Consider the following 21,786-nt stretch of genomic DNA (forward strand, 5'->3'; position numbering starts at 1 on the left):
CCCTTCCTAAAATGAACATGAGAGGAGAATTACAATGGGCGGATCATGTTTTGGAGGATTTACAAGCGTTGGTGTCATCTTGGTTCTCTTTATCCTGTTGGTTATTGTAAGTCGCTCTTGGATCTAATCTTATAACTGCATATAAGTACAAAAACCGGTCCCGCGAGTGAGGGACCGGTTTTATTTTGACACAATTCTATTTTAATCTTAAACGCTGTCTTGGTCTGAAGCCTTAAATCCCTGCTTTTCTAGCCATGGCGTCCATAGTCACTTTGCTCTCGTACATAATGCGTTCTTCGTCTAACGTCAATACCTCACGGTTTTTCATGACGACCTTGCCGTCGATAATAACATCCTCTACGTCACGGCTCGTGACCGACTCCACGATGGTATTAATCAGAATGCGAGTCGGAGTAATATGCGGCTGATCCAGATCAATCAGAATGAGGTCGGCTTTCTTGCCCGTCTCAATGGTTCCTATCTCATGCGCAAGCTGGAGCGCACTGGCTCCACCTATCGTAACCATTTTGAGGAGCTCCTCGACCGGAATAACAAGCGGATCGAACACCGGGAGCCCCCAATAGGCGTGAAGCCCGGAGCGGAAAACCCGCATTTCATCGAATAAGCTCAAATTGGAGCCGGAGGCTCCGTCGCTTCCCATACCGATTGACATACCCATTTCGATCATGCGCGGCGTTTTCGGGAAGCCGTGGGAATTAAAGTTAGCACGCGGGCAATGAACGATCTTCACGCCACGGTCTTTTAAGATTTCCAATTCATGCTCGGAATACACCACGTTGTGAGCCGTCAATAAATTAGGGCCCAAGGCGCCGAGAGAATCGAGATACTCGACTGGACGTTTCTTATATCGTTCCAGGCAGTAACGCACTTCATCCCGATGCTCGGCTAAATGCATGTGCAAGCCTGTATTGTACTGGCGCGCCTTCTCGGCCGCTGCTTGAATCAGCTCAGGCGAGCACGACATCACCTGGCGAATGCCGAACCAGATATGGACTCTTCCGTCCCCAGCTCCGTTGTAGGTGCGGTACAGCCATTCATTATTATCCATTATAGTTTCAAGCGGCTGCTTCATTGTATCCGGCAAAAAATCGCCGATATCGATGCTAGACCGGGTAATTGCCGCTCTCATGCCCGATTGTACAGCAGCTTCCGCAACCTTGTGCATGTGTACGCCACCGGCATCCGCGAAGGCGGTCGTTCCGGATTTGATCATCTCAAGACAGCTCATTTCCGCACTGACTCGGACATCCTCTTCATTCATATTACCCTCGAACGGCACGAGAATTCGCGACCAAATCATCGGAAGCTCGTCCATCGTCCGGCCCTTTAACAATTGCTGGCAGGTATGCGTGTGGGCGTCCACGAGTCCGGGCATACACAGCTTACCTTTGCCTGATAATGTTTCTATCGGTTGATACTTAGCTATCATCTCAGCGCTTGGCCCGATCTCGACAATGCGCGTGCCGTCTACTGCTATGGCACGGTTATCGGCGATTTTAAAATCGGGCGTCATAACGCTGCAATCTTTAATCAACAAATCGCACTTCATGTCATCACCTTTTTTCTATGCCTGTTCTGCATCATTTTACGCCGCCGTCAGTCAACCCTCTAACGATAAACTTCTGGAAGAACAGCACCAGAAGCAGTACCGGCAGACTACCGACTATACCGGCAGGGAACATGATTTCGTAAGCGACCCGATCTTCCCCTATAAACTCCGCCATCCGCACGGATAGCGTCTTAATATTCATATTCGTCATTGCGCTGGCAAACAAAAATTCGTTCCATGCGCCCATAAAGACGAAAATTCCCGTCGTTACCAGACCACCCATGGAAAGCGGCAGCACGATTTTTCGTATAATCTGCAGTCGAGTACAACCATCCAGCTTGGCCGCCTCTTCTATCTCATAAGGAATCGAGATAATAAAAGCTCGGAACATCCAAACCACATAAGGAAGGGAAAAACTAATATAAGTCAAAATTAAGCCCACATGCGTATACAACAATCCTGTGATTCTCATAATCATAAACAGAGGAATTAACAGCGCCATGTGCGGAAGCATCTGCGACGCAAGCACTGTCAGAAAAAAAGCATTTTTACGCGGAAACTGGAACCGCGCGAACGCGTAAGCGCCAAGCGACCCAATGGACAACGATATCGCCGTCGTAAAGCCCGAAACGATAAAGCTGTTCAGCATGGCGGATGTAAACGATTTTTCCTTCAGCAGCTGAATATAGTATTTGATGGTCCATTCGCTTGGCCATATTTTCGGAGGATTACTGAACAAATCAAGCGGCAGCTTGACGCTCGACAGCAGCAGCCATAGGACAGGAAACAGGATAAAGATCATTAATATAATCGAGATCATGACCTGAACCGCTTTTTTAGCGTACTTCACACTCAAATACATCCCCTCGTTAGAGAATTGTTGACCGTTTGGCTGCAGAATTCGGGAATCCCAAGACTTTCGCCTTAGAAATTCCCGTCTGCGACTAACGGCCACACCCTTAAGAAATCTCAAGGAACTTTATTTTTTTCCGATCATGGCCAATATTTTTTGCTCTGCATCTTTAAGCGCCTGCTCTGGCGTTACTTTTCCCATTACCGCTGCCAAGATGTTACGGGACAGCTCATCCGTAATTTTGGTAGCTTGTTCGTGGCGGAACAGTCCGAACGGATACTGCATTTGCTCAGGAAGCAGGGCATATTGCGGATATTTAGCTTGCAGCTCGGCATCCTTCACCATAGCATCGTCACTAGGGATTTTACCGTTAGCCAGAGACATTTTCTTTTGCTGCTCAGCGTTTGTTACGAATTTGATATACTCCATAGCCCACTCTTTTTTCTTCGAGGAAGCTGGAATTGCCAGACCGCCCGTTTCGCCGTACGAAGCGGTTTTCAGCTTGGAACCTGGAATCAGGGCCACGCCCATTTGACCTACGACCTTGGATTTCTCCTTGTCGTTAGACATCGGCAAAGTTTGCGGCGTATTCATGTTCATAGCGATAGTGCCTTGAGTCAGTACTTCCGCCATAGCGCCGGAGCTGCTGAACTCCTTGGATTGCGGGCTCATGATGTTATATTTAAGATTCATATCCGTCATCATCTGCAGAGCGGCTAATCCTTCTGGACTATTGAACGTAGGACGGTCATTTTGGTAATCCCAGAATTCGCCTCCATTGGAACGCAAGTGAACAATGAAACTGGAGTAAGAAATCGTTCCGCCCAATGATTCCGCATAAGGAGAAACCTTATCTGCTTTTATTTTTTGAGCAGCAGTAATCAACTCATCCCAAGTTTTCGGTGCTTCAGGGATCAATGTCTTGTTGTAGTAGAACTGCCACAACCATACATAACGAGGAATCGCATACTGCTTGCCTTTGTAAGACATAGCTTCCATCGTTTGCGGATTCAGACGTTTTTTCATATCGTCCGTAACATAGGAATCCAGCGGCTCAAGAAAGCCTTTGGAGGCAAACTCAGTTGCCCAGTCGTCGCGTACATGCACTACGTCATATTCACTGCCGCCTGCCGTAAACGAAACGAACACTTTATCGTGAAGCTGCATGAACGGAACCGTTTCATAATTTACTTTAATTCCCGTCGCTTTGGTGAATTCCTCATTCTGCTGCTTCCAGAACGGCTCGTCCAAATAAAGTACAGTAATTTCCTTGTTGTCCTGATCCTTTCCGACAACTTTGTCTTGATCGGCCGGTGCACCGCATCCAGCCAGCAGTGACGCAGATACTGCGCCGACAACCCCCATTTTTAACCATTTCAAATGCTTCTTCTCCATGTTTCGTTCCCCCTGTTTGTCCTAATCATTTTTACCTATTGTTTTTAAGTAAACTGCAGTGAAAAGCAGTGTACAAAGCGTAATAAAGAATGCCAGTGCGGAGCCGTAGCCCATGTCAAAATTACGGAAAGCTTGCTCGTAAGCATAGACGTTGATGACCATTGTGGCATCCAGTGGGCCTCCTTGAGTCAGCACCCAAATGATGTCGAACGCCCGAAGCGCCCACATCGTTTCCATGACGAACAGTACCATTAGAACGGGTCGCAGCGATGGCAGTGTAATATGGAAGAAGCGCTGGATCGTTCCTGCGCCGTCCACTTGCCCGGCATCGTAAAGCTCTTTGGAAATCGTCTGCAGACCGGCAAGCAAAATGAGGGCTGCGAATGGGACGCTTTTCCAAATGTCCGCTACAATGACCGCGCCTAGCGCCGTCGACCCTTCAGCCAACCATGATTTATATTCATTAATGAGACCCAGCTTCAGCATAAGCTCATTAATAATCCCGTTGTTGCCGTTATACATCCACTTCCACATAAGACCGTTAACGACATTGGATAACGCCCATGGAATCAGAAAAATTTTCTTAAAAAACTCGCCTCCCCATATGCCATGGAAAATCGTAAGCGCGATTCCAAAAGCAATGAGAAGCGTTCCGACCACTTTGGCAGCCGTAAATAAAAAGGTTTGCAAAAGCACGTTAGGAATTCTCAGGTCACTCAGCAGTCTCGCGTAATTATCTAGTCCCACGAAAGTAAAATGGGCGCGCCCGGACACAAAATCCATTTTGGTAAAAGATAGAAATAGCGCGTAAACCATAGGAAACAAGATGGTCATAGCCAACAAAATATAGGTAGGTGTCAAATAGATGCCCGCTGCAGCCGAATCGGACAGCCGGTCAAATCGCTTTAACAATCCCGATCGTGCGGCGGTCTTACTGGGCTTGCTCATTAGAGTCCAATCCTCCTATTATCTACTAAAAGCTTGATCGATTCGGCTGAGAAAGCGGGATACGAAGCGTTCGGCATCCACTTCCATGCAGACATTCGTGTTAGGCCCGCCGGGAGATTTACGACGCAAATCTTCGGTCGTTCGGCCAAGCGCATCCTCTTCAAGATCGACCTCGATATACATCGGAACCATATTCACCAGTTCAGGGTGGACAGCGATACCAACAGCAAGCGGATCATGCAGCGCACAGCCCTTTAAGTAAGGATGGTTTACTTTGTAAGCTTGTATATAATATTTCGTGAAATCAGCGAAAAATGTGCTGCAAGGAGTGTTCTTCTCCCTCCAACGCTCTACCTCTTCCTGACGCAGCACGGTTTTTCTCGTCACATCGAGTCCCACAAGCGTAATCGGCAGCTCAGAGGAGAATACCTTCTGTGCGGCATGGGGATCAATAATGATGTTCGCTTCTGCAAATTTCGTTACATTCCCCGGCGTCGCTACCGCTCCACCCATCGTAACGACGCGGCCGATTCGACCGACGATATCGGGCGCCTTTTGGATAGCAAGCGCAAGATTCGTTAACGGCGCTGTCGTAACGAGCGTCAAATCACGTCCGTGCTTGCGCACCTGCTCGATGATGAAATCAACGGCATGCATGCCGGAAGCTGCCCGCTTAGGCTCGCTTCGTACAACATTGCCCAGTCCATCCGTTCCGTGAAACGTTCCGCTATATTGGCGCGTTCGAATCAGCGGCTGTTCAGCACCCCGGAATACCGGTACATCGCATTTGAGCTGTTCAAGCACAAGAAGCGTATTGCGGGCTGAGCATTCTGCAGGAGCCATGCCATAGGTCGTTGTTACGCCAAGCAATTCCACTTCCGGCGAGGCTGTAGCGTAGGCGATAGCCAATGCATCGTCAACGCCCGTATCCACATCCAAAATAACTTTGCGCACCCTTTTTCCTCCTTTGTCATCATTAACGTTCTTATTTCAAGGACACCGTTCTTCAATGATTCCAAAAAAAATTTATATGCCTCCGAGTCTTTTGGAAATAAGGTCTGCTGCATTAAGGCATTGAAGTAGTAGGTCGTCCGTAATTTTAACCATTCTAAATTCCAGTCCAGATATAGACAAGCCTGCAATAACCTCGCCCGTATGATCACGTATAGGAACGGCAATCCCCATCCCGCCTAGCGAGAAATCGTTTGAAGAAATGCAGTAGCCTTGTTCTCTTATCGTTTGCAAATGATCCAACAATTCAGACGGATCGACGATTGTATATTCCGTGAACTTTTCCAAGCCTTGGGATATAATCTGGTTTATCTTGTCGGGAGACAAGTTTGCTAGTAATATCTTTGTAGTAGCTCCCGCATGCAAAGAAACTCTTTTGCCTAGTGGAGAGGTGTACCGTACACTTTGCGAGCTTTCGACTTTCTCTATACATATGCCTTCCAGCCCGTCGGCAATCATGAGCATAACGGTTTCTCCCGTGCTTTCGCACAGCTTCTCCATAATCGGCTTGGCTACCGTGCGCAGGTTCATTTGATTAGCTACTATAGTACCCAGCTCAAATAACCTGATTCCCAGCACATATTTTTGGGTAACCGGATTTTTGCTAACAAACCCGCGGTGCTCCAGAGTCACCAGCATGCGATGAACGACACTCTTGTATAGGCCTAAGTGTTCACCAAGCTCAGTAACTCCCCACTCGGGTTTATCTACGGTGAAGCATTCAAGCATTCTTAAGATGCGATCCCCGGTTTCTAGAATAGCGGTCTTCTTAACGTTCTCTGCCATAATACGACCTTTCGTTCCGCAAATAAGGACGGCGTTCTGTTATGATAATCACTTTTTTTATTATATCTCATTTTATGTCGAACGCAATCCTTTATTTGAAAAAAATTGCCATATATAACATCTTCCTGTGACCCCATACGTTTGACCGTGGGGAGTGTATAGGGTATGAGACTCCATCCGTTTTTCCACCCCATACCCCTTCCCATGTCAAGAAGAAAAAGCCTGCAATCCTTTTTATAAAAGGACTACAGGCTTCTTTGTTGTATGACTAATTCGCATCTTGGGACTGGACTTTGGCTCTATCCCCAACAGGCAAAAACGAGATTCGCGAAGCGATTTTATTGTAGATTCCTATGCAAATTTTGGCCAGCGGCTCGGCATATCCTCTGTATTTAACGACCGCCATGCTGGCTAATAACGCGAGGATGATTCCACCTGCTATGTCCGCAGGGTAATGAACCCCAACGTACACCCGCCCAATTCCGGTCAGGCAGGCCAACACCAACATAACTGCACCCATCCGGCGCTTCAGCAGCAGCCATACCGTAAAGGCAATCGCGAACGTGAAGGTGGTGTGATCGCTAGGAAACGATGGGTCTGCCGCATGCGGAACCAATTGATGGACCTGATGCTCGACAAAAGGTCTCGGATGTCCGACGATAGGCGAAATAATCCACCCCGCAACCAGAATCGCTAATGCAGCGGATAAGCAGCCGTAAAAGACCCCTTTTTGGTTCACACTGCGGCCGCTAAGCCATAGTACAACCAAAATCGCCAGCATGACATAAACCAAATCGCGCGCAAAAAATACCATCATGCCGTCCAGCCAGCCGTACTGCCCTGCAAATTGATTAATAAATTGAAAAATCGCGTAGTTCAAGACTGATCCCCCATCCAAATCAAGATGATTGGATCAGTATAATGCACAAATCTTAATAATTTCTTAATATTATATGAAAAAATATCATCTACTTCCGATTGTCCTGTTAATGGATGCTGCTCTTATCAAAATTACCGCCCAGAACGTCGGAAACCTGCTGAATCGAAATAAACGCTTTTTCATCTATTTCCTGGACAAGGGTTTTTAGCTTGGTCAGCTCGAGCCGCGTAACGACGCAATAAATCATTTGGGTATCCTCCTTGGAGTAGCCTCCCTTGGCATAAATATAAGTCGTGTTCCGTCCGAGCCGCTTCATTATCGCATGAGAAATTTCTTCATAGTCGCTCGAAATGATCGTAACCGATTTGGATTCGTCCAGACCTTGAACGACAATATCCATCACCTTTGAGGCAATGTAGTAAGTAAAGATCGAGTACATCGCCGAATCCCAGCCAAATACGAAGCCAGCCAGAATAAAAATGAACACGTTGATGAACATGATGATTTGCCCGACGGGCAGCCTGAATTTCTCCGACAACAGAATAGCTACAATCTCAGTACCGTCCAGCGATCCCCCGAACCGCAGCACCAAGCCAACCCCTAATCCGAGGATAAGCCCCCCGAATAGAACAGCCAATATTTTCTCATTCGTAAACGGCTCCACGTGATGCAATAAAGCCGTGACTATAGACATTAAAGCAATCGCGTACAGGGTAGAGAAAGCAAAGGTCTTGCCGATCTGCTTATAGCCGACTATCAGAAAAGGCAGATTGATAAAGAAGATGAACAGCCCTAACGGAAACGTCGTTATTTTCGATAAAACGATGGAAATCCCCGTGATCCCCCCGTCGATAACATCATTAGGCACCAGGAAAATTTCAAGCGCCACGGCCATCATAATCGCACCGATCGTAATAAAGATGAAAGCTTTCAAAAAAACCAGCCATGTTTTCTTCTTATGTACCCGGTTGTTCATTTACCCTACCCCATCCTCTTTTTTATCATAGCGTTCGCTTTTTTAATGTAAAAAAACCATTTTTTTATGAAATGAAGGTGGATGGGCATGCACGCAAAATAACCCCGCAAAGTGGAGCCTCTAGCTTCGAACTGGATTCAGGTACTTTGCGGGGAGCTCCGAACTTATACATTATATGTAAAAAAAGACCGCACGTTATTTAACGTACGGCCTTGCCAACGCTGCCCTAAAGGAAGCTGTCTTTTATATGAACGACGGCTTGCGGTTCAACACTTTCCCACTGATGACATGAATATATTCTTTGTCGCCGCCTTCAACCGAAGGACCGACGAAAATGCCTGCTTTAGCATCGCGTTCCTCATGAGGCGTACCTAGATCGGCAGAGCTTTGACTAGCCCACCGTCCCGCTGCGGATCCGTAAATCGACGCCCTCTTAAACCCTGCGCTTCTGTTCATCTGAATCCCCTCCAACTAAATGACTGATGGTAGCGAGCAGCTCCTCGTTATGATGAACGATCTCCGTGAGATCTTCCTTGGATAACACTTTAGATCCGGATATATGCACAGATAGCACATGCTCCTTATCTAAAGGATAACATAGGACATACACCTCAGCAACCTCTTTCCGCCGCAAAAATTCCCATGTACTGTTCAGAAAAGCTTCCAGCACATATATTTTTTTATCGTCCTTCTTCTCCGCATAGGTTTGGAAACGGTAAAACTTACCTTTGCCTACATTTCCTCCTACCTGACGGACGCCATCACTGCCTTCCTTCTTCCAAATCGCCGCACCGGTGACCCGAAAACCCTCGGGAGTCAGCAACGAATTGCGTACAGCTTCGCTGAAGGAATGATACTTCTCCTCAGGATCGGCAACCGTTACATTCCGATTATATTCCCAAAAGAAGTGAAGGATGCTTTGCTTCCTCTGAATCTCCGCTTCCTTCTCTGCAAGCAGCTGATACGGATCGGCAAAAGCCTGCTCGGCTCGAACCGCTTTGGCCACATACCCGCAAGCGACATCGACGGCCGCAACATAATTGTCACGCACCGCCTGATGATAAGTTAAAAGGGTTAAACCTTGTAAATCGGACAAAATATGAAAATCCTTGATCGTCTTATCTTGGATAAGGTCCTCCCGCTCTTGAACGGACTGCGGAATTAAAGCGAACACGCGGCTGCGCCGAAGCCTGCCCCAAAACAGCCCCATTTCGAACAACGTATTGTCCCGGGTGATGAATACGTATTGACCCCGATAAAGGGCCACATCGTCCGCAGCGAATACAAACACCCCAAAGTCGCTTATATCGAGCTGCTGCTCCAAAGCCTCCATCGTGTAGGAGTTAGCCCCGAAAGCCGTATACCATGGGGTAACTTGGGCCACACGGCTTAAGCTTTCGTTAACGGCTCGCGCATAATCAATCGCTTCCCTGGAGGAGCCGATGAATAGCTCCGGTTTTCGTTCTTGCCTCCACACCGACACGGACATTCCCCTTTTCAAGATCGATTCACGGTTTCCGTAATTCGATCACCATGCTTGTACTCTCTATTTAGTGTAGCAAAATTTTCCTTTCCTGTTGATAGTCCCTTTGGAGTTTTTTTATGAACAACAAAATGAATGCTATTTCCATAAAATTCATCTTGCATAAAGAACATATGTTCGGTATATAATAAAGAATAAACACGAATACACGTTCGCATTACGGTGGTGTCGTTATGAGTATGAATTCAAGAGTAGAAACCGAAGAAGATATTCAAATCATCAAGGAATACACGCTGCTGCCCATTTTGCTCGATATGCTGGCAAGAGATATTGAAGAGCTGAACCTGTACAAGGACAAAATTGTGTACCATCATGTTATTTTCTACCTCAAGGAAGTGGAGAGCTCCATCTATCCTGAGCTGCAAGCCATTAAAAGCAAGATGAGAGAACGGAGCATCAAAGTACTGCACACGGACATGAACACGCTTGGCATCGATGTGGAATATAAAGTCCGCGGTTACATCCATCATTTTAAAATGTTGAGAAGCTTGGTAAAGGCAGAGCTCATGACTACGCTAATGAATTTGCGGAGGCGGTTAAAATGATATCGAAGGGTGAGAGAACGATTTTTTTGGCGGATTGCCAGAGCTTTTATGCTAGCGTAGAGAAAGCGGACCATCCCGGCTGCAGGGATAAGCCCGTAGCTGTAGCCGGTGATCCGGAGCGGCGCTCAGGCATTATACTGGCCGCCTGCCCCATTGCCAAGGGTTATGGAGTGACTACGGCCGAGCGTCTCGGCGAGGCCTTGAACAAGTGTCCTGAGCTCGTGGTCATGCGTCCGCGCATGCAGCATTATATCGATGTCTCGCTCATGATCACCGACATTTATAAGGAATACAGCGACCTTGTCGAAATTTTTTCGATCGACGAGCAATTTTTGGATGTATCCGGAAGCCTTGGCATCTGGGGAGATCCGCTAACGATAGCTCGATCCATACAGCAGAAGGTGTTCCAGCAAACGGGAGTTAAAGTTAGAATCGGCATCAGCTCGAATAAAATCCTTGCCAAAATCGCAACGGATATATGGGCGAAGAAAAATGAGAGCGGCTTGTTCACCCTGCGCAAAGAGGATATCGAAGGCACGCTTTGGCAAGAGCCGGTACAGAAAATGTTCGGCGTCGGGTCTAGGATGACCAAGCATTTTGCACGGCTCGGGATGTTTACGATCGGCGATATCGCGAGAACTCCGCTCCCCCGCTTGAAGGAGAAATTCCGTGCACGCTTCGGCAAGCAAAGCGATATTCACGCGGAGGTCATGTGGAGAACGGCGAACGGCTTAGATGACTCCCCCGTCACCCCAAGCACTTTCAACACACCGCCTAAATCGGTAGGCCACATGATGACATTGCCTAGAGACTATACGGAGAATAGCGAGGTAGAGACGATCCTGCTGGAGCTTACAGAGGAGGTTTGCCGCGATTGCAGGCGTAAAGGGTATATGGGCGGGGTCGTGTCCGTCAGCTGCATGTGCAGCCCCTATGAGGCTCCGACCGGCTTCTCACGGCAAATGAAAATGCCCGATCCGACCAATAACACCAACGCGGTCTATGAGGCCGTCAAGACATTGTTTTACCGCTACTGGGATAAAATGCCTGTACGCCGCGTAGGCGTCATGCTCAGCAGCTTAACTGACGATGATGTGTATCAATTGACTTTTTTCAAGGATCAGGTGAAATCCCGTGCCTTGGATAAGGTCACCGATCAGATCAAGGAGCGTTACGGCAGCGCAGCCATCGTAAGAGCATCCTCGATGACTACCTCGGGGCAAGCATTTGAGAGGGCACAAAAAATTGGAGGCCACTATAAATGAGCAAGAAACTTGAAGGCAACGGATTGTGGGAATCAAGCCGTATGATGCTCCCACAGCATAAAGAGCAATCCCTCGTGCGAAAAGATGCTCCGTCTCCACCCCCTTCTGAGCCGCCGTCGAACAAGGAAATGGAGATGATGCGGGATTCCGTTCTCCTGCCCGTCGCACTCCAAATTGTCGAAAAGAAAAGTATTGAAGTGGAGATGTCTACCCAAACATTGAAGCTGTTATATTCGGCAGCCGCAAAAATATTAGCCCGAAGTATCCGGGAGGATGTGCTTAAAAACAGGAAAGCTTTGGTTGAGCGGCATATTCGCGTATTTGAAGATATTAAGGATGACAGCTCGCTATATTATCGTTATAACTGCCGCGGACGTGAAGATCGCTTCATCATGACCAAAGACTTTATCCGCTCAGAGATTAGTGTCAGAATCGGCCGGTATGCCAAAAGTCTGGTTGCTACACTTCAAGAGGCCGCTAACTCCAATAAAACCAAAAAGCCCGAGTGAGCATTGGCTCACTTCGGGCTTTTCACAATAAAATCGATAAGTTCGGGGCTGCGCAGCATGCGGTGACGCGTCCAGCCTCTGTATTGTACACGAGCCTTAATCTCGGGAACAAGATGAACGAACTGGTCATCCTCGCGGATTGCATGCTTGCTTGCCATAGCATGGAATGTTTTTTTCTGCTGCTCGGTCATAGGAGATTCTATCATGCCGACGGCGCGCTTCGTGCCGTCCTCATCGACGCAGGCAAGTAAGCCGAACGTCTCCTTCCGGTATCCGGAGATGAGCACGTCGACGTATTGGTAATTCATAATCTGAATCCAATCGTGAGAGAATCTAGATACATAATGGCTGCCTTTATGCTTGGCTATCATCCCCTGCATCGATGAATCCTTGATCGATTGAAACAGCTCTTCGCCGCGCGCTTCCGTTTGCGGTATAAGTTGAAACAGGTCATTTTCCTGCAATAACGATTCGAGCAGGGCCCGACGTTTCACTAACGGCATATGACGCACATCGCGACCTTTATGAAATAAAATATCCCAAACAACATAATGAACCGGTCGTTGGGTAGAGAAGGACTGAATCCGATTTTTATCCTTAAGCTGCAGCCGTTCCATCACCAGGCCGGCATCGGCAGCTCCGCTATACGGGTCAAGGCAGCACAGCTCCCCGTCCAACACAACATCCCCCTCTATAGGAACGCCATGCAGCTCGGGATACTGCTTCGTACATTCAAGTCCGTCACGCGTGAAGAGACGGGTCTCTTTCCCGTTCTTTGATAATATTAATCGATGCCCGTCGACCTTCGGCTCGAATACATAAGCCTGATCTGAAAAAGGAGTTTCCCTAGAGTCTGCTAGCATCGGCGAGATAAACATACTCATCACCCATAATCATTTTAACATGAGCAGAGTTATGAATAATTAGGGGAAAAGATGGGGGAATCTAAAATTACCCTAACATGGAAGGAATGATTATTAATGGCACGTGGACAATCCAGAAGCAGCAATCAGATTATCGTTCAACAATCGGCAAGCGCCCTTGAGCAATTAAAGTATGAGGTAGCACAAGAATTGGGCATTCAAATTCCTCAGGACGGCTATTACGGCTACATGGCTACCCGTGATACCGGTGCAATTGGTGGTCATATGGTGCGCCGCTTGGTACAAATCGCCGAGCAGCAGCTCTCCTCCGCCTCCGGCAGCCGCTTTCAATAGCGCCCGATTAATAACCCATCCACTGTGATGGGTTATTTTTTTAGACAATACTTGCGCTGGTGCCATCGATCAAGGCTGCATCGTCTGTATTTGTGAAGCTGGCCTGGTTGTTCGTCACCGTTCCAAGGCTATCTCCTATCGCAAAGGAGTTGGCACCCGCATTAATCTTCGCGCTGCTTGAAAGCATAATATTCACAGCGTCTCCGATCTGGACGTTGGAGCTGGGTCCGACACTATTGATTTTAATATTACCGACAACTGAAGGCATGATCGAATCCCCCTAGCGTCCTTGCTACTCCAATCACATTGTATGTAGATAGAAGCCAAGTGTAGCCAAAAGGGCTGTAAAATAAAACTAAAGAAGCCATCCCGCGGTAATACACCGCGGAGTAGCCTCTTCATAAACCATTAATTAATAAATTGGAGATACTGCAGCATACGTTTCAACGTTGTTGCCGCTTGTGCGCGAGTAGCTTTGTCCTGCGGCGCAAACTCCTTATTGGACATTCCTTGAACAATACCTGCACTTAGAGCTTGAGCAACAGCATCCTTCGACCAGTCTCCGATGCTTGCGCGGTCAGCGAATGAATCTAGAGCGGCTTTATCGAGCTTCACTTCTTTGCCGCCGACTTTCAGCGCTCTAACGATCATCGTAACCATTTGTTCGCGAGTGATGTTATCGTTTGGCTTAAAGGTACCGTCTTCATAGCCTGTAATCAATCCTGCTTTGTAGGCCGTGCCTACGTCTGTGGCGAACCAGTCACTTGATTGCACATCACGGAATCCATCTGCCTTTACTTCGAGCAATCCAAGTGAGCGAACCAGCAAGGCTGCAAACTCGGCGCGTGTAATGTTGGAATCCGGTGTAAACAGCTGATCGGTTGTACCATTTACAATGCGTTTATTTGCCAGCAGCTCTACATCTGCTTTTGCCCAATGCCCTTGCAAATCAGTAAACGATTTATCGGATTGAATGACCGTGTAGATGCTGTTGTGTGGCGAACGAATCGTAATCTCCGCAGATTCGTTATTCATCGTGCTAACAGCTGGAACGAAATGCATCCGGTTGTTCGAATCAAACCAGACTGCCGTTATCTTGCTCGAATCTACCGTCGTTCCTAGTCTAAAGGTACGATTGACATATACACCGCCAAAATCAGATAATTCTTTACCATTAACGGTGACCATAAACTCGATTGGATTCGGAATCAATTGCTTCGCGTTCAAGGTTTTCACCGCTGCATTGATATCGTCTCCGGCTTTACCGGATACTTTAGAAATCGTGATAGTTACGGTTGAATCCTTTGGAATATTTTTGAGCACACTTACGGGCAGTTCATAAGTAACTCCGTTCGCTTGAATCCGAATAACTGCTTTGCCTTGCTTGCCGATAGCATTCAAAATTGCATTACCCGGCAGCTCGACTTTAACTGTGGATTCGCTGTCCTTCACATCAATCGTAACGAGTGAATTCGTTAAAGCTTTTTCCAGCTTATCGGCATCTACGGCCACTTTCGTTACCGACTTTCCATCTGCCATTGTTTCTTTGGTCACTTTTGCGTCTTTGCTCAAATCGATAGTCCCCATACCGCCAGTAGTATCCGTTGGTGTCGTAGTACTGCCGGAACCAGATCCCGGCGATGACGTACCGCTGCTAGGACGTGATCCTGAACTAGGAGAAACTGTGGTAAAAGTAACCGCCGGACTGTAGACGCTCCTAGTCCCATCCGAGTCCACCGCTTGGATTACATACGTATAGTTGGTGATTGGCGTCAAGCCTGTCAAATCAAAGGTTAGAACATTGCCTAGCGACGCAATTTCAGTATAAGTGGACCCTGTTACGCTATAAACCTTATAGCCAGCTATGCCTCTGCTCGCTTCCGCTGCGTTCCATTTCAAAGTAGCCGTTCTTGGCGTCACATTGGTAACAGTGAGACTTGAGTTAGTTGGCCAGGTAGGTACAGGGATATTCACTGTCGTAACCGTAACCGTTGCGGACGCTTTGATGGAAGTACCTGCAACGCTTCCTTGGACTGTGAAGCTGCCCGCAGCTGCATACTTCGATGCATCGATATTATCCCATGTTACGCCCAACTGGAAGGTCGTGTTGTCGTTGTACACCGCTGTGACCACAGATGGCATTACTGGTGCGGTTCCTGCTTTGGTCGTCACGCTTACTGGCGTGATGCTTACAATAACAGGCACTGGGACTTCCACTGCCGTAACCGTAACCGCTGCGGACGCTTTAATGGAAGTACCTGCAACGCTTCCTTGGACTGTGAAGCTGCCTGCCGCTGCATACTTCGATGCATCGATATTATCCCATGTTACGCCCAACTGGCGGGTCGTGTTGTCGTTGTACACCGCTGTAACCACAGATGGCATTATTGGTGCCGTTCCTGTTTTGGTCGTCACGCTTACTGGCGTGATGCTTACGATGACAGGCACTGGGACTTCCACTGCCGTAACGGTAACATTCGCCAACGCCTTATAGGTCGTACTGGTTACCGTTCCTTGTACGGTAAAGCTGCCTGCCACTGCATACTTCGATGCATCGATGCTATCCCATGTTACGCCCAACTGGCGGGTCGTGTTGTCGCTGTACACCGCGGTAACCACTGTTGGCATTACCGGTGCAGTTCCGGCTTTGGTCGTAATATTTTCCGGATTAATACCTAGAATGACTGGAAGCACTTGCGAATTTGTCGGGAAAGCGGGTGCCGAGATCATAAATTTGCGGGAATACGTGTCCATTCCCTTTGTTCTTACAGCGATTTTGGATACATCCGTTGTACTGCCCGGTAAAGTATAGCTTGTTGCGTCTTTTGGCAGCTCAGCTAGTACCGTTGCACCATCATAGACTGTAAAGCCTTCGCTCAAAGGATTAGAATCCCACTTCAGATCTTTAGCTGAGCCACTTGTATTCAGCATTAGATTCTGTGGAGGAGTAGGAGCATTAAACACTTGAACCTGTGTCAGGCGTGGAGGCCCTGTAAGGTCTGTGCCCGCATTGCCACCTGATGCGTTCTCCACCGTAACTTTGATATATCTAGAATGATAGGTCTTACCTAGATCGACTGGGTACGAGCTATCATCCGTATCCGTACCGCCATTATTGCCTGTAATGTACGTGTAGCCTTCAGCGGTCTTTTTATCTACTTGTTTGAATGCCATGGCGTCAAATTCGGCAGCCTTTGTGTGGTCAGCGGTATCATCCGAGACATACACGGTCGCACCTTTTAATCGGGTCGATTTGGCAAACAGTCTAATTTGGCTAAAATCCATGGCTTGGCCAAGGTCTATAACGAAACTTCCTTTTCGACTTCCGTCGGTACCTAACCATGAATAGTTTCCGATTTGATCCAGACTGGTCACATTGGTTACATTCCATTTGGTCGGGTCTTGCAGTACGCCATTGGTCAGTTTGTTGGCACTACCATACTCGTCGGCTGCAGCAGATTGCTTTTGAATCGAGTTGCCGGTTACCGGACCCACATTGTATGCTTTTTTATTCAACGCAAGGTTGACAGAAGAAATACCGGATGCCACCTTGCTTATGGTAATATCGGCTACTTGAAGCTGAACGTCAAAAGCTGAGTTGTTGCCGCCATTAGAGCTGCGGTAAATCCCCCACTTCGGACGCAAATACTGGTCAAACGTAGCTGGATACTCGGTCTCAAAATTGCTGCCTCTCTGAGGTCTTCTCCACAAGTCCTTCACGCCATCGGATCCGCCTTGATTTGAAAACACTTGGTACACGTCCGGGCTGTCAAACGTATACACTTTGCCGGTCACCGTATCTGTAATCTTAATAGTGAGCCATCCGCTGTCCGAAATCAGTGCGTTAAGCTCCACCTTAATCCAGTGGCTGCCAATATCTTTTAACGGAATTCTCAGGAGGGGTTTATCGCCGTCGTATCGGTTATGATTCACTATTAAATCCCTGCTGCTCGTTCCGGTAATCGACATAGCAAGGATATAAGCGCCGTTCTCATCGCTGGTGTTGCCGCCCGGTAATGTATCAGTCGCTTGTGCATTCGTAGCCTTCAACTGGAAGATATGCCTGAAGCCTGACTGATTCCACTGATTTCCATCCGGAATATTCCAGAGCCAATTGTAGGAAACAATGTCACCCTTATACGCTGTAAAATCGCTTGTTGAATCTTCACTTGGGCGAATTTCAACCCTTTGCCTGTCGTTGATCGCTGCACCGTAAACAACATAGCCTACACTCGGATCAAAAACACCTTTATGACCGTACTCGCCGTCGCGGACCTTATCCGCAAATTCATTATTTACGCCTCTACCATATTCAAAAATTCTGAACACATTTTTTTTCAGCGTCTCGTCCCACACGCTCATAATATGATCGTCGGCCGCAGTCGCCCGAGGCTGGTCGCCGTAAAATGCATGGTAAGCATCTCTGATTCTCTTGGTCACACCTTCTACCGGTTCATCGGTCCCCATTGCGCCTCCCAAGACATTATAAGGAGATACGCCTTCAATTGCATTCATCTTAATGGTCTTGTCATTCTCACCGTAACCGCGGGCCGTTACATCCAATGCAAAGATGGAGGGTGAGCCGCTATTGAAACGAAAAGTAAATTCATTGGTGCCGAGAGGCAGCTTGGCAAGGTATGGAGCTGCAAATGTGACCGTATTCCCTGATATCGTATAGTCCGTATCTTTAACAAGCGCAGTACCACCTCTAGTGATACTCGCCAACGATTGGCCGCTTGCAAGACTTATCGTTGTTGAGACTAGCGCAGCTTGATCCCACGTGCTGTAAGTACCCTTGGCAGGCACTATAGCCGTGGCATTAGCTACTGGGTCTTTGCCGTAAATGGCCAAGGCAGATAAACCCATCATCGAATCGCTGTCTGTAGACTTGCTGCGAGAGCCAGCCAAGATCGTATTTACCATCACGTACTGGGCTGTAAACGGATATAGGAATGTCTTGGTATCATAGCCCCATTGTTGTCCATTGTATGTTACATAAGACCATAAGCCTTCCGTTTCCGTACCGCCGGCCAATGTCCACCCATTTGCCTTCCAGTCGTAATTGTTCGCGGCATCGGAAGCCGTTGGTGTACTTGCCCAAGCTTTAGGATCATTGGAGTAGTACACCTCAAATCTCGTCGCATTACTTTGGATATTTGAGATGTTGTTAGGCATTTCAAGATACAGCTTATCAATCGTCTTAGGCTTGCCTAAATCAAGCGTCAAAGCAAGGGAAGATGGCGAATAGTCACTCTTATACACTTTAGAGCTGGAATTACGCCAATAGCCGCTGCCGCCCGATTTCAAAGCGTCCGTTCCCGGATGATCCGAAGATTCCGAGCTTACCTTGAGATTCACCCCTGCTTGCGGAGTAAAACGCGTCTTGTCCAGCAGGTTGACAGAACTAGTGGGAATAACAACCGAAGTGTCCGAAGGTTCTCCGAAAGCTCTGAATACATTACTTTTTATTCCGCCGGCTCCTTCTTTTAAAGTCACATCGGATACAAGCATTAAATATTGAGCTGAAACCGGTGCGTTCAAAGGCGTATCGATTTTTCTGTTATTGCTAGGAGAAGGAGGTGTCGATTGCCCAAGTTCAGAGATTGGAATCCATGAGCCTCCATGTGCAGTTTCAAGCGGTTTTTTTCGTTGCGCTAGAACTTGCTGAAAGGGTACCACCCTCAACAAGCTCTGTATAGGCGGCAGCATCATTGGTATAGTAAACTTGGTAATTTTTTAATAAGTTACTATTGCTGCTCCATTCAATTTGGACTTTGCTGACATCTATTTTCTTTTCCAGTTTGATAGCAGCCCAGTATTGAAAATCATTTGCGGCTGAAGCTCCCAAAGAACTATGTGCTTGCCAGGAGGTGTCTGATTTGTCATCAATAAAGTTGTTCTTGGTACCGCTGCTCTGAGAGACAACCTTTAATTCCGCAGCGGGTGTTACCGCCCAGTTTTTATAACCGCTTGTAAGATTCACTTCAACATACGGCTGAATGTTCTTGGTATTCGTAACGCCAGTACCGTTAAAAGTTCCATAAATCTTACTGGTCCCCGTGCCATTAGGGTCGTACCCATCAGATTTCCATGTAACATTCACCTTCTCAATCTTTCCAGTGCTCAAGGTAACATCGAGCTGCGAAGGCAGTCCCAAATTAGGAAATGCTGTCCCTTTGGTGGTTGTAATGGCTGACGGTCTTGCCCACGCTACAATATCCTTAGGCTGTGCCTTTGGATCCCATCCATTGGGGAAAATATAGCTGCTGCTGTCTCTTTTGATCAAGTGTACGTCGGCCAAATACATAGTAGCAGCTTGGAATTCATCCGCGTAGGCTGCATCCCCGGCACCATTATACAATCCGCGGTACAGGCCCCATTTGGAACGGTTTTGCTGACCGGCTACCATAGGCTGATCGCCTCTTTCGACTCTGCCGGTAGTCGGATTCTTCTCCTCCGGACGCCGCAATGTTTCTGCGGTCATACCGCCTTCATACAGCACCTCATTGGACTCCAGGTCAACCAGCTTGCCATACACATAGCCTTTATCGGCTGATAAAATGGTGACCTCAAAATCAAGCCAGCGGTCAGCAACCTTATCGAATGGAATCGTGAACAACGGCTTGATTCTGTCTGCCTGAGTACCGTCCGGATTATTTCTGAATTCAAGCTGTCCTTTGCCACCGCTGGAAACAAGCGTAAGGGTTGTTATCGGCTGACCGGCTTCATCCCCATTAATCGCTTTCAATTGAAAAATATGCCAAAACCGATGTGGATTAATAAAATCCCCCGCTTTATAATTCGTGACGTCCTGCTGGAACTTTAACGTTTCCGAAGGAAGCATAAGTCTCCAGTGGTGAGTCATAATATCTCCGCCCACACTATTGGCGTCGATATTGGATGCCGCCGTGTTGCTCTTAATCTCCAGTCTTTGACGGTCGCTTCCCACTGCCCCGCGATCCCCGTCGTCCCGGCTCACGCCGTCTGGAGTAACAAAAGGTAAAAACTCGTGATAACGCAAAATATCAGAGTTCAGCTTCTCGGTACCCGGAATATTTTCAATGCCATACTTCGTAAGCGCATTCACATCATTTTTACCAATGGTCTGCAAATACATGTTATCTCCCAGCCATGATTCTGGAACGGTGGAAGCCGCAGGGTAATCGCCGGTACGATCATAGAAGGATTCATTCCATGCTTTCCCACTGTAAGATGAGGCAGCCCCCGGGCCTTCAACAGAACCGGTAGTAGTGCCATTCCCGATTTTTGATGCGCCCATAACATCCCAAGCATTTTCTCCCCCATGAATGTTGAGAGGCAAATACTTGTCGTTAGGCCCCATAGAACCGGCTATGTTTGGAATACTGCTATCTACGGTTACCGTGATGGTATATTTTTTTTGTTATCGCTATTATTTTTATCTGTAAGAACCAAATAATAATTCGTTGGTCCGCCTGTTGAAAACTGGTCCAGTTTGGCGTCGTTTTTGTTGAAATTAAAAGGGATAGCCGTTTTTTCGTCACTTCTGTAAAGTGCGGCACTTGCTCCAGGATCTATTGTTAGATTCAGCGCTTGGTACAAGGCGCCGTAAGGTAAAGAGATATCAATAGTGGCATTGTTAAGATTAACGACAGCATTGACAGGCTTGTTCACTTGTACATCCAATAAGCCCGTGCTGTCCCCTGGCGCTGCATGAACTGTCGATGTAGGAATAAAGGATAAGTTAAAAAGAGAAAATACAAGAGCAAATATAAGTATTAAGGTTAATACTCTGTTGAGAGCGTGCTGCCTAAGCATCTTTAAAAGCCTCCTTTATGAGTCGGTAAAAAGATTGCATAAACTCCTTAACCTATTCAATTGAAATAGTAAGATACAATGCATGGGTTTATGGACAAAGCAGCGGCTCCGCCAAATGATCAAAGGAGAAAATATAAGGGCTTAAGATGCTCAAACTCATTGAATCTCTTTACAGAGACTTCAGGTATGCTGGAAGGAGAAGTGATTTCATCAATTGAGCTTTTCAAAAGCAAGCAGGGTGAATAAAACAATGTTCGTTAGCGAGGTCAAACCTGAGCACCTGTTAAGGCAACAAAACAAACGAGTTAGTATTGTGGCGTTAGAGCCAGCGGGTCAATGTGTAAACGAAACTTCCAATCCTCTGCGTGGTAACCTTAACTTCGGCCGTGCCGAGCTTGTCCTTCAATGACTTCTCATATTTTCAATCCTCCTTGAGCAATGAAGTGCAGTACATAAATACTATTTTACTCCCCATCTATCAAGCGAAACCA

The 21,786-nt window shown here is 47.3% G+C and carries 21 protein-coding genes; 6 read left to right on the forward strand and 15 right to left on the reverse strand.

Annotation, left to right across the window (positions count from 1 at the left end; genetic code table 11):
• The first annotated feature begins 34 nt into the window (after positions 1 to 34).
• Positions 35 to 127 carry a YjcZ family sporulation protein gene (locus QMA13_RS27225; protein WP_282936824.1) on the forward strand — a complete coding sequence of 31 codons (93 nt, stop codon included), beginning with the start codon at positions 35 to 37 and terminating at the stop codon, positions 125 to 127.
• A 105-nt stretch (positions 128 to 232) separates the two neighbouring features.
• On the opposite strand, the gene QMA13_RS27230 is transcribed toward QMA13_RS27225, so the two are convergent.
• From QMA13_RS27230 to QMA13_RS27275, 10 genes are all read right to left on the reverse strand, one after another.
• Positions 233 to 1,570, reverse strand: a complete 1,338-nt coding sequence (locus tag QMA13_RS27230) for an amidohydrolase family protein (RefSeq protein WP_282936825.1) — start codon at positions 1,568 to 1,570, stop codon at positions 233 to 235.
• A gap of 31 nt (positions 1,571 to 1,601) precedes the next feature.
• Positions 1,602 to 2,420: a carbohydrate ABC transporter permease gene (locus QMA13_RS27235; RefSeq protein ID WP_282936826.1), complete on the reverse strand. Its 819-nt coding sequence runs from the start codon at positions 2,418 to 2,420 to the stop codon at positions 1,602 to 1,604.
• Between the two features lie 129 nt (positions 2,421 to 2,549).
• The gene (locus tag QMA13_RS27240; protein ID WP_282936827.1) at positions 2,550 to 3,818 is read right to left on the reverse strand and encodes an ABC transporter substrate-binding protein; all 1,269 of its coding nucleotides are present in this window, start codon (positions 3,816 to 3,818) and stop codon (positions 2,550 to 2,552) included.
• Between the two features lie 21 nt (positions 3,819 to 3,839).
• Positions 3,840 to 4,766 carry a carbohydrate ABC transporter permease gene (locus QMA13_RS27245; RefSeq protein WP_282936828.1) on the reverse strand — a complete coding sequence of 309 codons (927 nt, stop codon included), beginning with the start codon at positions 4,764 to 4,766 and terminating at the stop codon, positions 3,840 to 3,842.
• Between the two features lie 18 nt (positions 4,767 to 4,784).
• Complete coding sequence (locus QMA13_RS27250) at positions 4,785 to 5,720, reverse strand: nucleoside hydrolase (RefSeq protein ID WP_282936829.1); 936 nt, start codon at positions 5,718 to 5,720, stop codon at positions 4,785 to 4,787.
• A 72-nt stretch (positions 5,721 to 5,792) separates the two neighbouring features.
• The gene (locus QMA13_RS27255; protein ID WP_282936830.1) at positions 5,793 to 6,563 is read right to left on the reverse strand and encodes an IclR family transcriptional regulator; all 771 of its coding nucleotides are present in this window, start codon (positions 6,561 to 6,563) and stop codon (positions 5,793 to 5,795) included.
• A gap of 268 nt (positions 6,564 to 6,831) precedes the next feature.
• Positions 6,832 to 7,443, reverse strand: coding sequence for an undecaprenyl-diphosphatase (locus QMA13_RS27260; RefSeq protein ID WP_282936831.1), 612 nt, complete (start codon positions 7,441 to 7,443; stop codon positions 6,832 to 6,834).
• Positions 7,444 to 7,549: 106 nt separating this feature from the next.
• Positions 7,550 to 8,419, reverse strand: coding sequence for a YitT family protein (locus tag QMA13_RS27265; protein WP_282936832.1), 870 nt, complete (start codon positions 8,417 to 8,419; stop codon positions 7,550 to 7,552).
• Between the two features lie 243 nt (positions 8,420 to 8,662).
• Positions 8,663 to 8,875 carry a hypothetical protein gene (locus tag QMA13_RS27270; protein ID WP_282936833.1) on the reverse strand — a complete coding sequence of 71 codons (213 nt, stop codon included), beginning with the start codon at positions 8,873 to 8,875 and terminating at the stop codon, positions 8,663 to 8,665.
• Positions 8,853 to 9,902, reverse strand: a complete 1,050-nt coding sequence (locus QMA13_RS27275; protein WP_481858034.1) for a TIR domain-containing protein — start codon at positions 9,900 to 9,902, stop codon at positions 8,853 to 8,855. The genes QMA13_RS27270 and QMA13_RS27275 overlap by 23 nt, the downstream gene beginning before the upstream one ends.
• A 233-nt stretch (positions 9,903 to 10,135) precedes the next feature.
• On the opposite strand from QMA13_RS27275, the gene QMA13_RS27280 reads away from it, so the two are divergent.
• The 3 genes from QMA13_RS27280 to QMA13_RS27290 are packed head-to-tail and all read left to right on the forward strand — an operon-like array spanning position 10,136 to position 12,281.
• Positions 10,136 to 10,507, forward strand: coding sequence for a YhjD family protein (locus tag QMA13_RS27280; protein WP_282936834.1), 372 nt, complete (start codon positions 10,136 to 10,138; stop codon positions 10,505 to 10,507).
• On the forward strand, positions 10,504 to 11,772 hold the full coding sequence (locus QMA13_RS27285; protein ID WP_282936835.1) for a DNA polymerase IV: 1,269 nt from the start codon (positions 10,504 to 10,506) through the stop codon (positions 11,770 to 11,772). The genes QMA13_RS27280 and QMA13_RS27285 overlap by 4 nt, the downstream gene beginning before the upstream one ends.
• Positions 11,769 to 12,281 (forward strand): YhjD family protein, encoded by a 513-nt coding sequence (locus QMA13_RS27290; RefSeq protein WP_282936836.1) that lies wholly within the window; start codon positions 11,769 to 11,771, stop codon positions 12,279 to 12,281. The genes QMA13_RS27285 and QMA13_RS27290 overlap by 4 nt, the downstream gene beginning before the upstream one ends.
• An 8-nt stretch (positions 12,282 to 12,289) precedes the next feature.
• Here the strand turns inward: QMA13_RS27290 and QMA13_RS27295 are convergent, their stop codons facing one another.
• Positions 12,290 to 13,165 carry an ATP-dependent DNA ligase gene (locus QMA13_RS27295; RefSeq protein ID WP_282936837.1) on the reverse strand — a complete coding sequence of 292 codons (876 nt, stop codon included), beginning with the start codon at positions 13,163 to 13,165 and terminating at the stop codon, positions 12,290 to 12,292.
• A 96-nt stretch (positions 13,166 to 13,261) separates the two neighbouring features.
• Here QMA13_RS27295 and QMA13_RS27300 point away from each other — a divergent pair, with 96 nt between their 5' ends.
• The gene (locus QMA13_RS27300; protein ID WP_028548000.1) at positions 13,262 to 13,498 is read left to right on the forward strand and encodes an alpha/beta-type small acid-soluble spore protein; all 237 of its coding nucleotides are present in this window, start codon (positions 13,262 to 13,264) and stop codon (positions 13,496 to 13,498) included.
• 40 nt (positions 13,499 to 13,538) lie between these two features.
• Here the strand turns inward: QMA13_RS27300 and QMA13_RS27305 are convergent, their stop codons facing one another.
• The 4 genes from QMA13_RS27305 to QMA13_RS27320 form a co-directional block, all read right to left on the reverse strand.
• Complete coding sequence (locus tag QMA13_RS27305; RefSeq protein WP_282936838.1) at positions 13,539 to 13,766, reverse strand: spore germination protein; 228 nt, start codon at positions 13,764 to 13,766, stop codon at positions 13,539 to 13,541.
• A gap of 140 nt (positions 13,767 to 13,906) precedes the next feature.
• On the reverse strand, positions 13,907 to 19,177 hold the full coding sequence (locus tag QMA13_RS27310) for an S-layer homology domain-containing protein (RefSeq protein WP_282943585.1): 5,271 nt from the start codon (positions 19,175 to 19,177) through the stop codon (positions 13,907 to 13,909).
• Complete coding sequence (locus QMA13_RS27315; protein WP_282936839.1) at positions 19,131 to 20,840, reverse strand: Ig-like domain-containing protein; 1,710 nt, start codon at positions 20,838 to 20,840, stop codon at positions 19,131 to 19,133. The genes QMA13_RS27310 and QMA13_RS27315 overlap by 47 nt, the downstream gene beginning before the upstream one ends.
• A gap of 35 nt (positions 20,841 to 20,875) precedes the next feature.
• On the reverse strand, positions 20,876 to 21,295 hold the full coding sequence (locus tag QMA13_RS27320) for a hypothetical protein (RefSeq protein ID WP_282936840.1): 420 nt from the start codon (positions 21,293 to 21,295) through the stop codon (positions 20,876 to 20,878).
• 90 nt (positions 21,296 to 21,385) lie between these two features.
• Here QMA13_RS27320 and QMA13_RS27325 point away from each other — a divergent pair, with 90 nt between their 5' ends.
• Entirely contained in the window at positions 21,386 to 21,541 is a 156-nt protein-coding gene (locus tag QMA13_RS27325) for a hypothetical protein (protein ID WP_282936841.1), read from the forward strand.
• The last annotated feature ends 245 nt before the right edge of the window (positions 21,542 to 21,786 follow it).

The organism is Paenibacillus sp. RC67 (assembly GCF_030020805.1).
Lineage (GTDB): Bacteria > Bacillota > Bacilli > Paenibacillales > NBRC-103111 > Paenibacillus_S.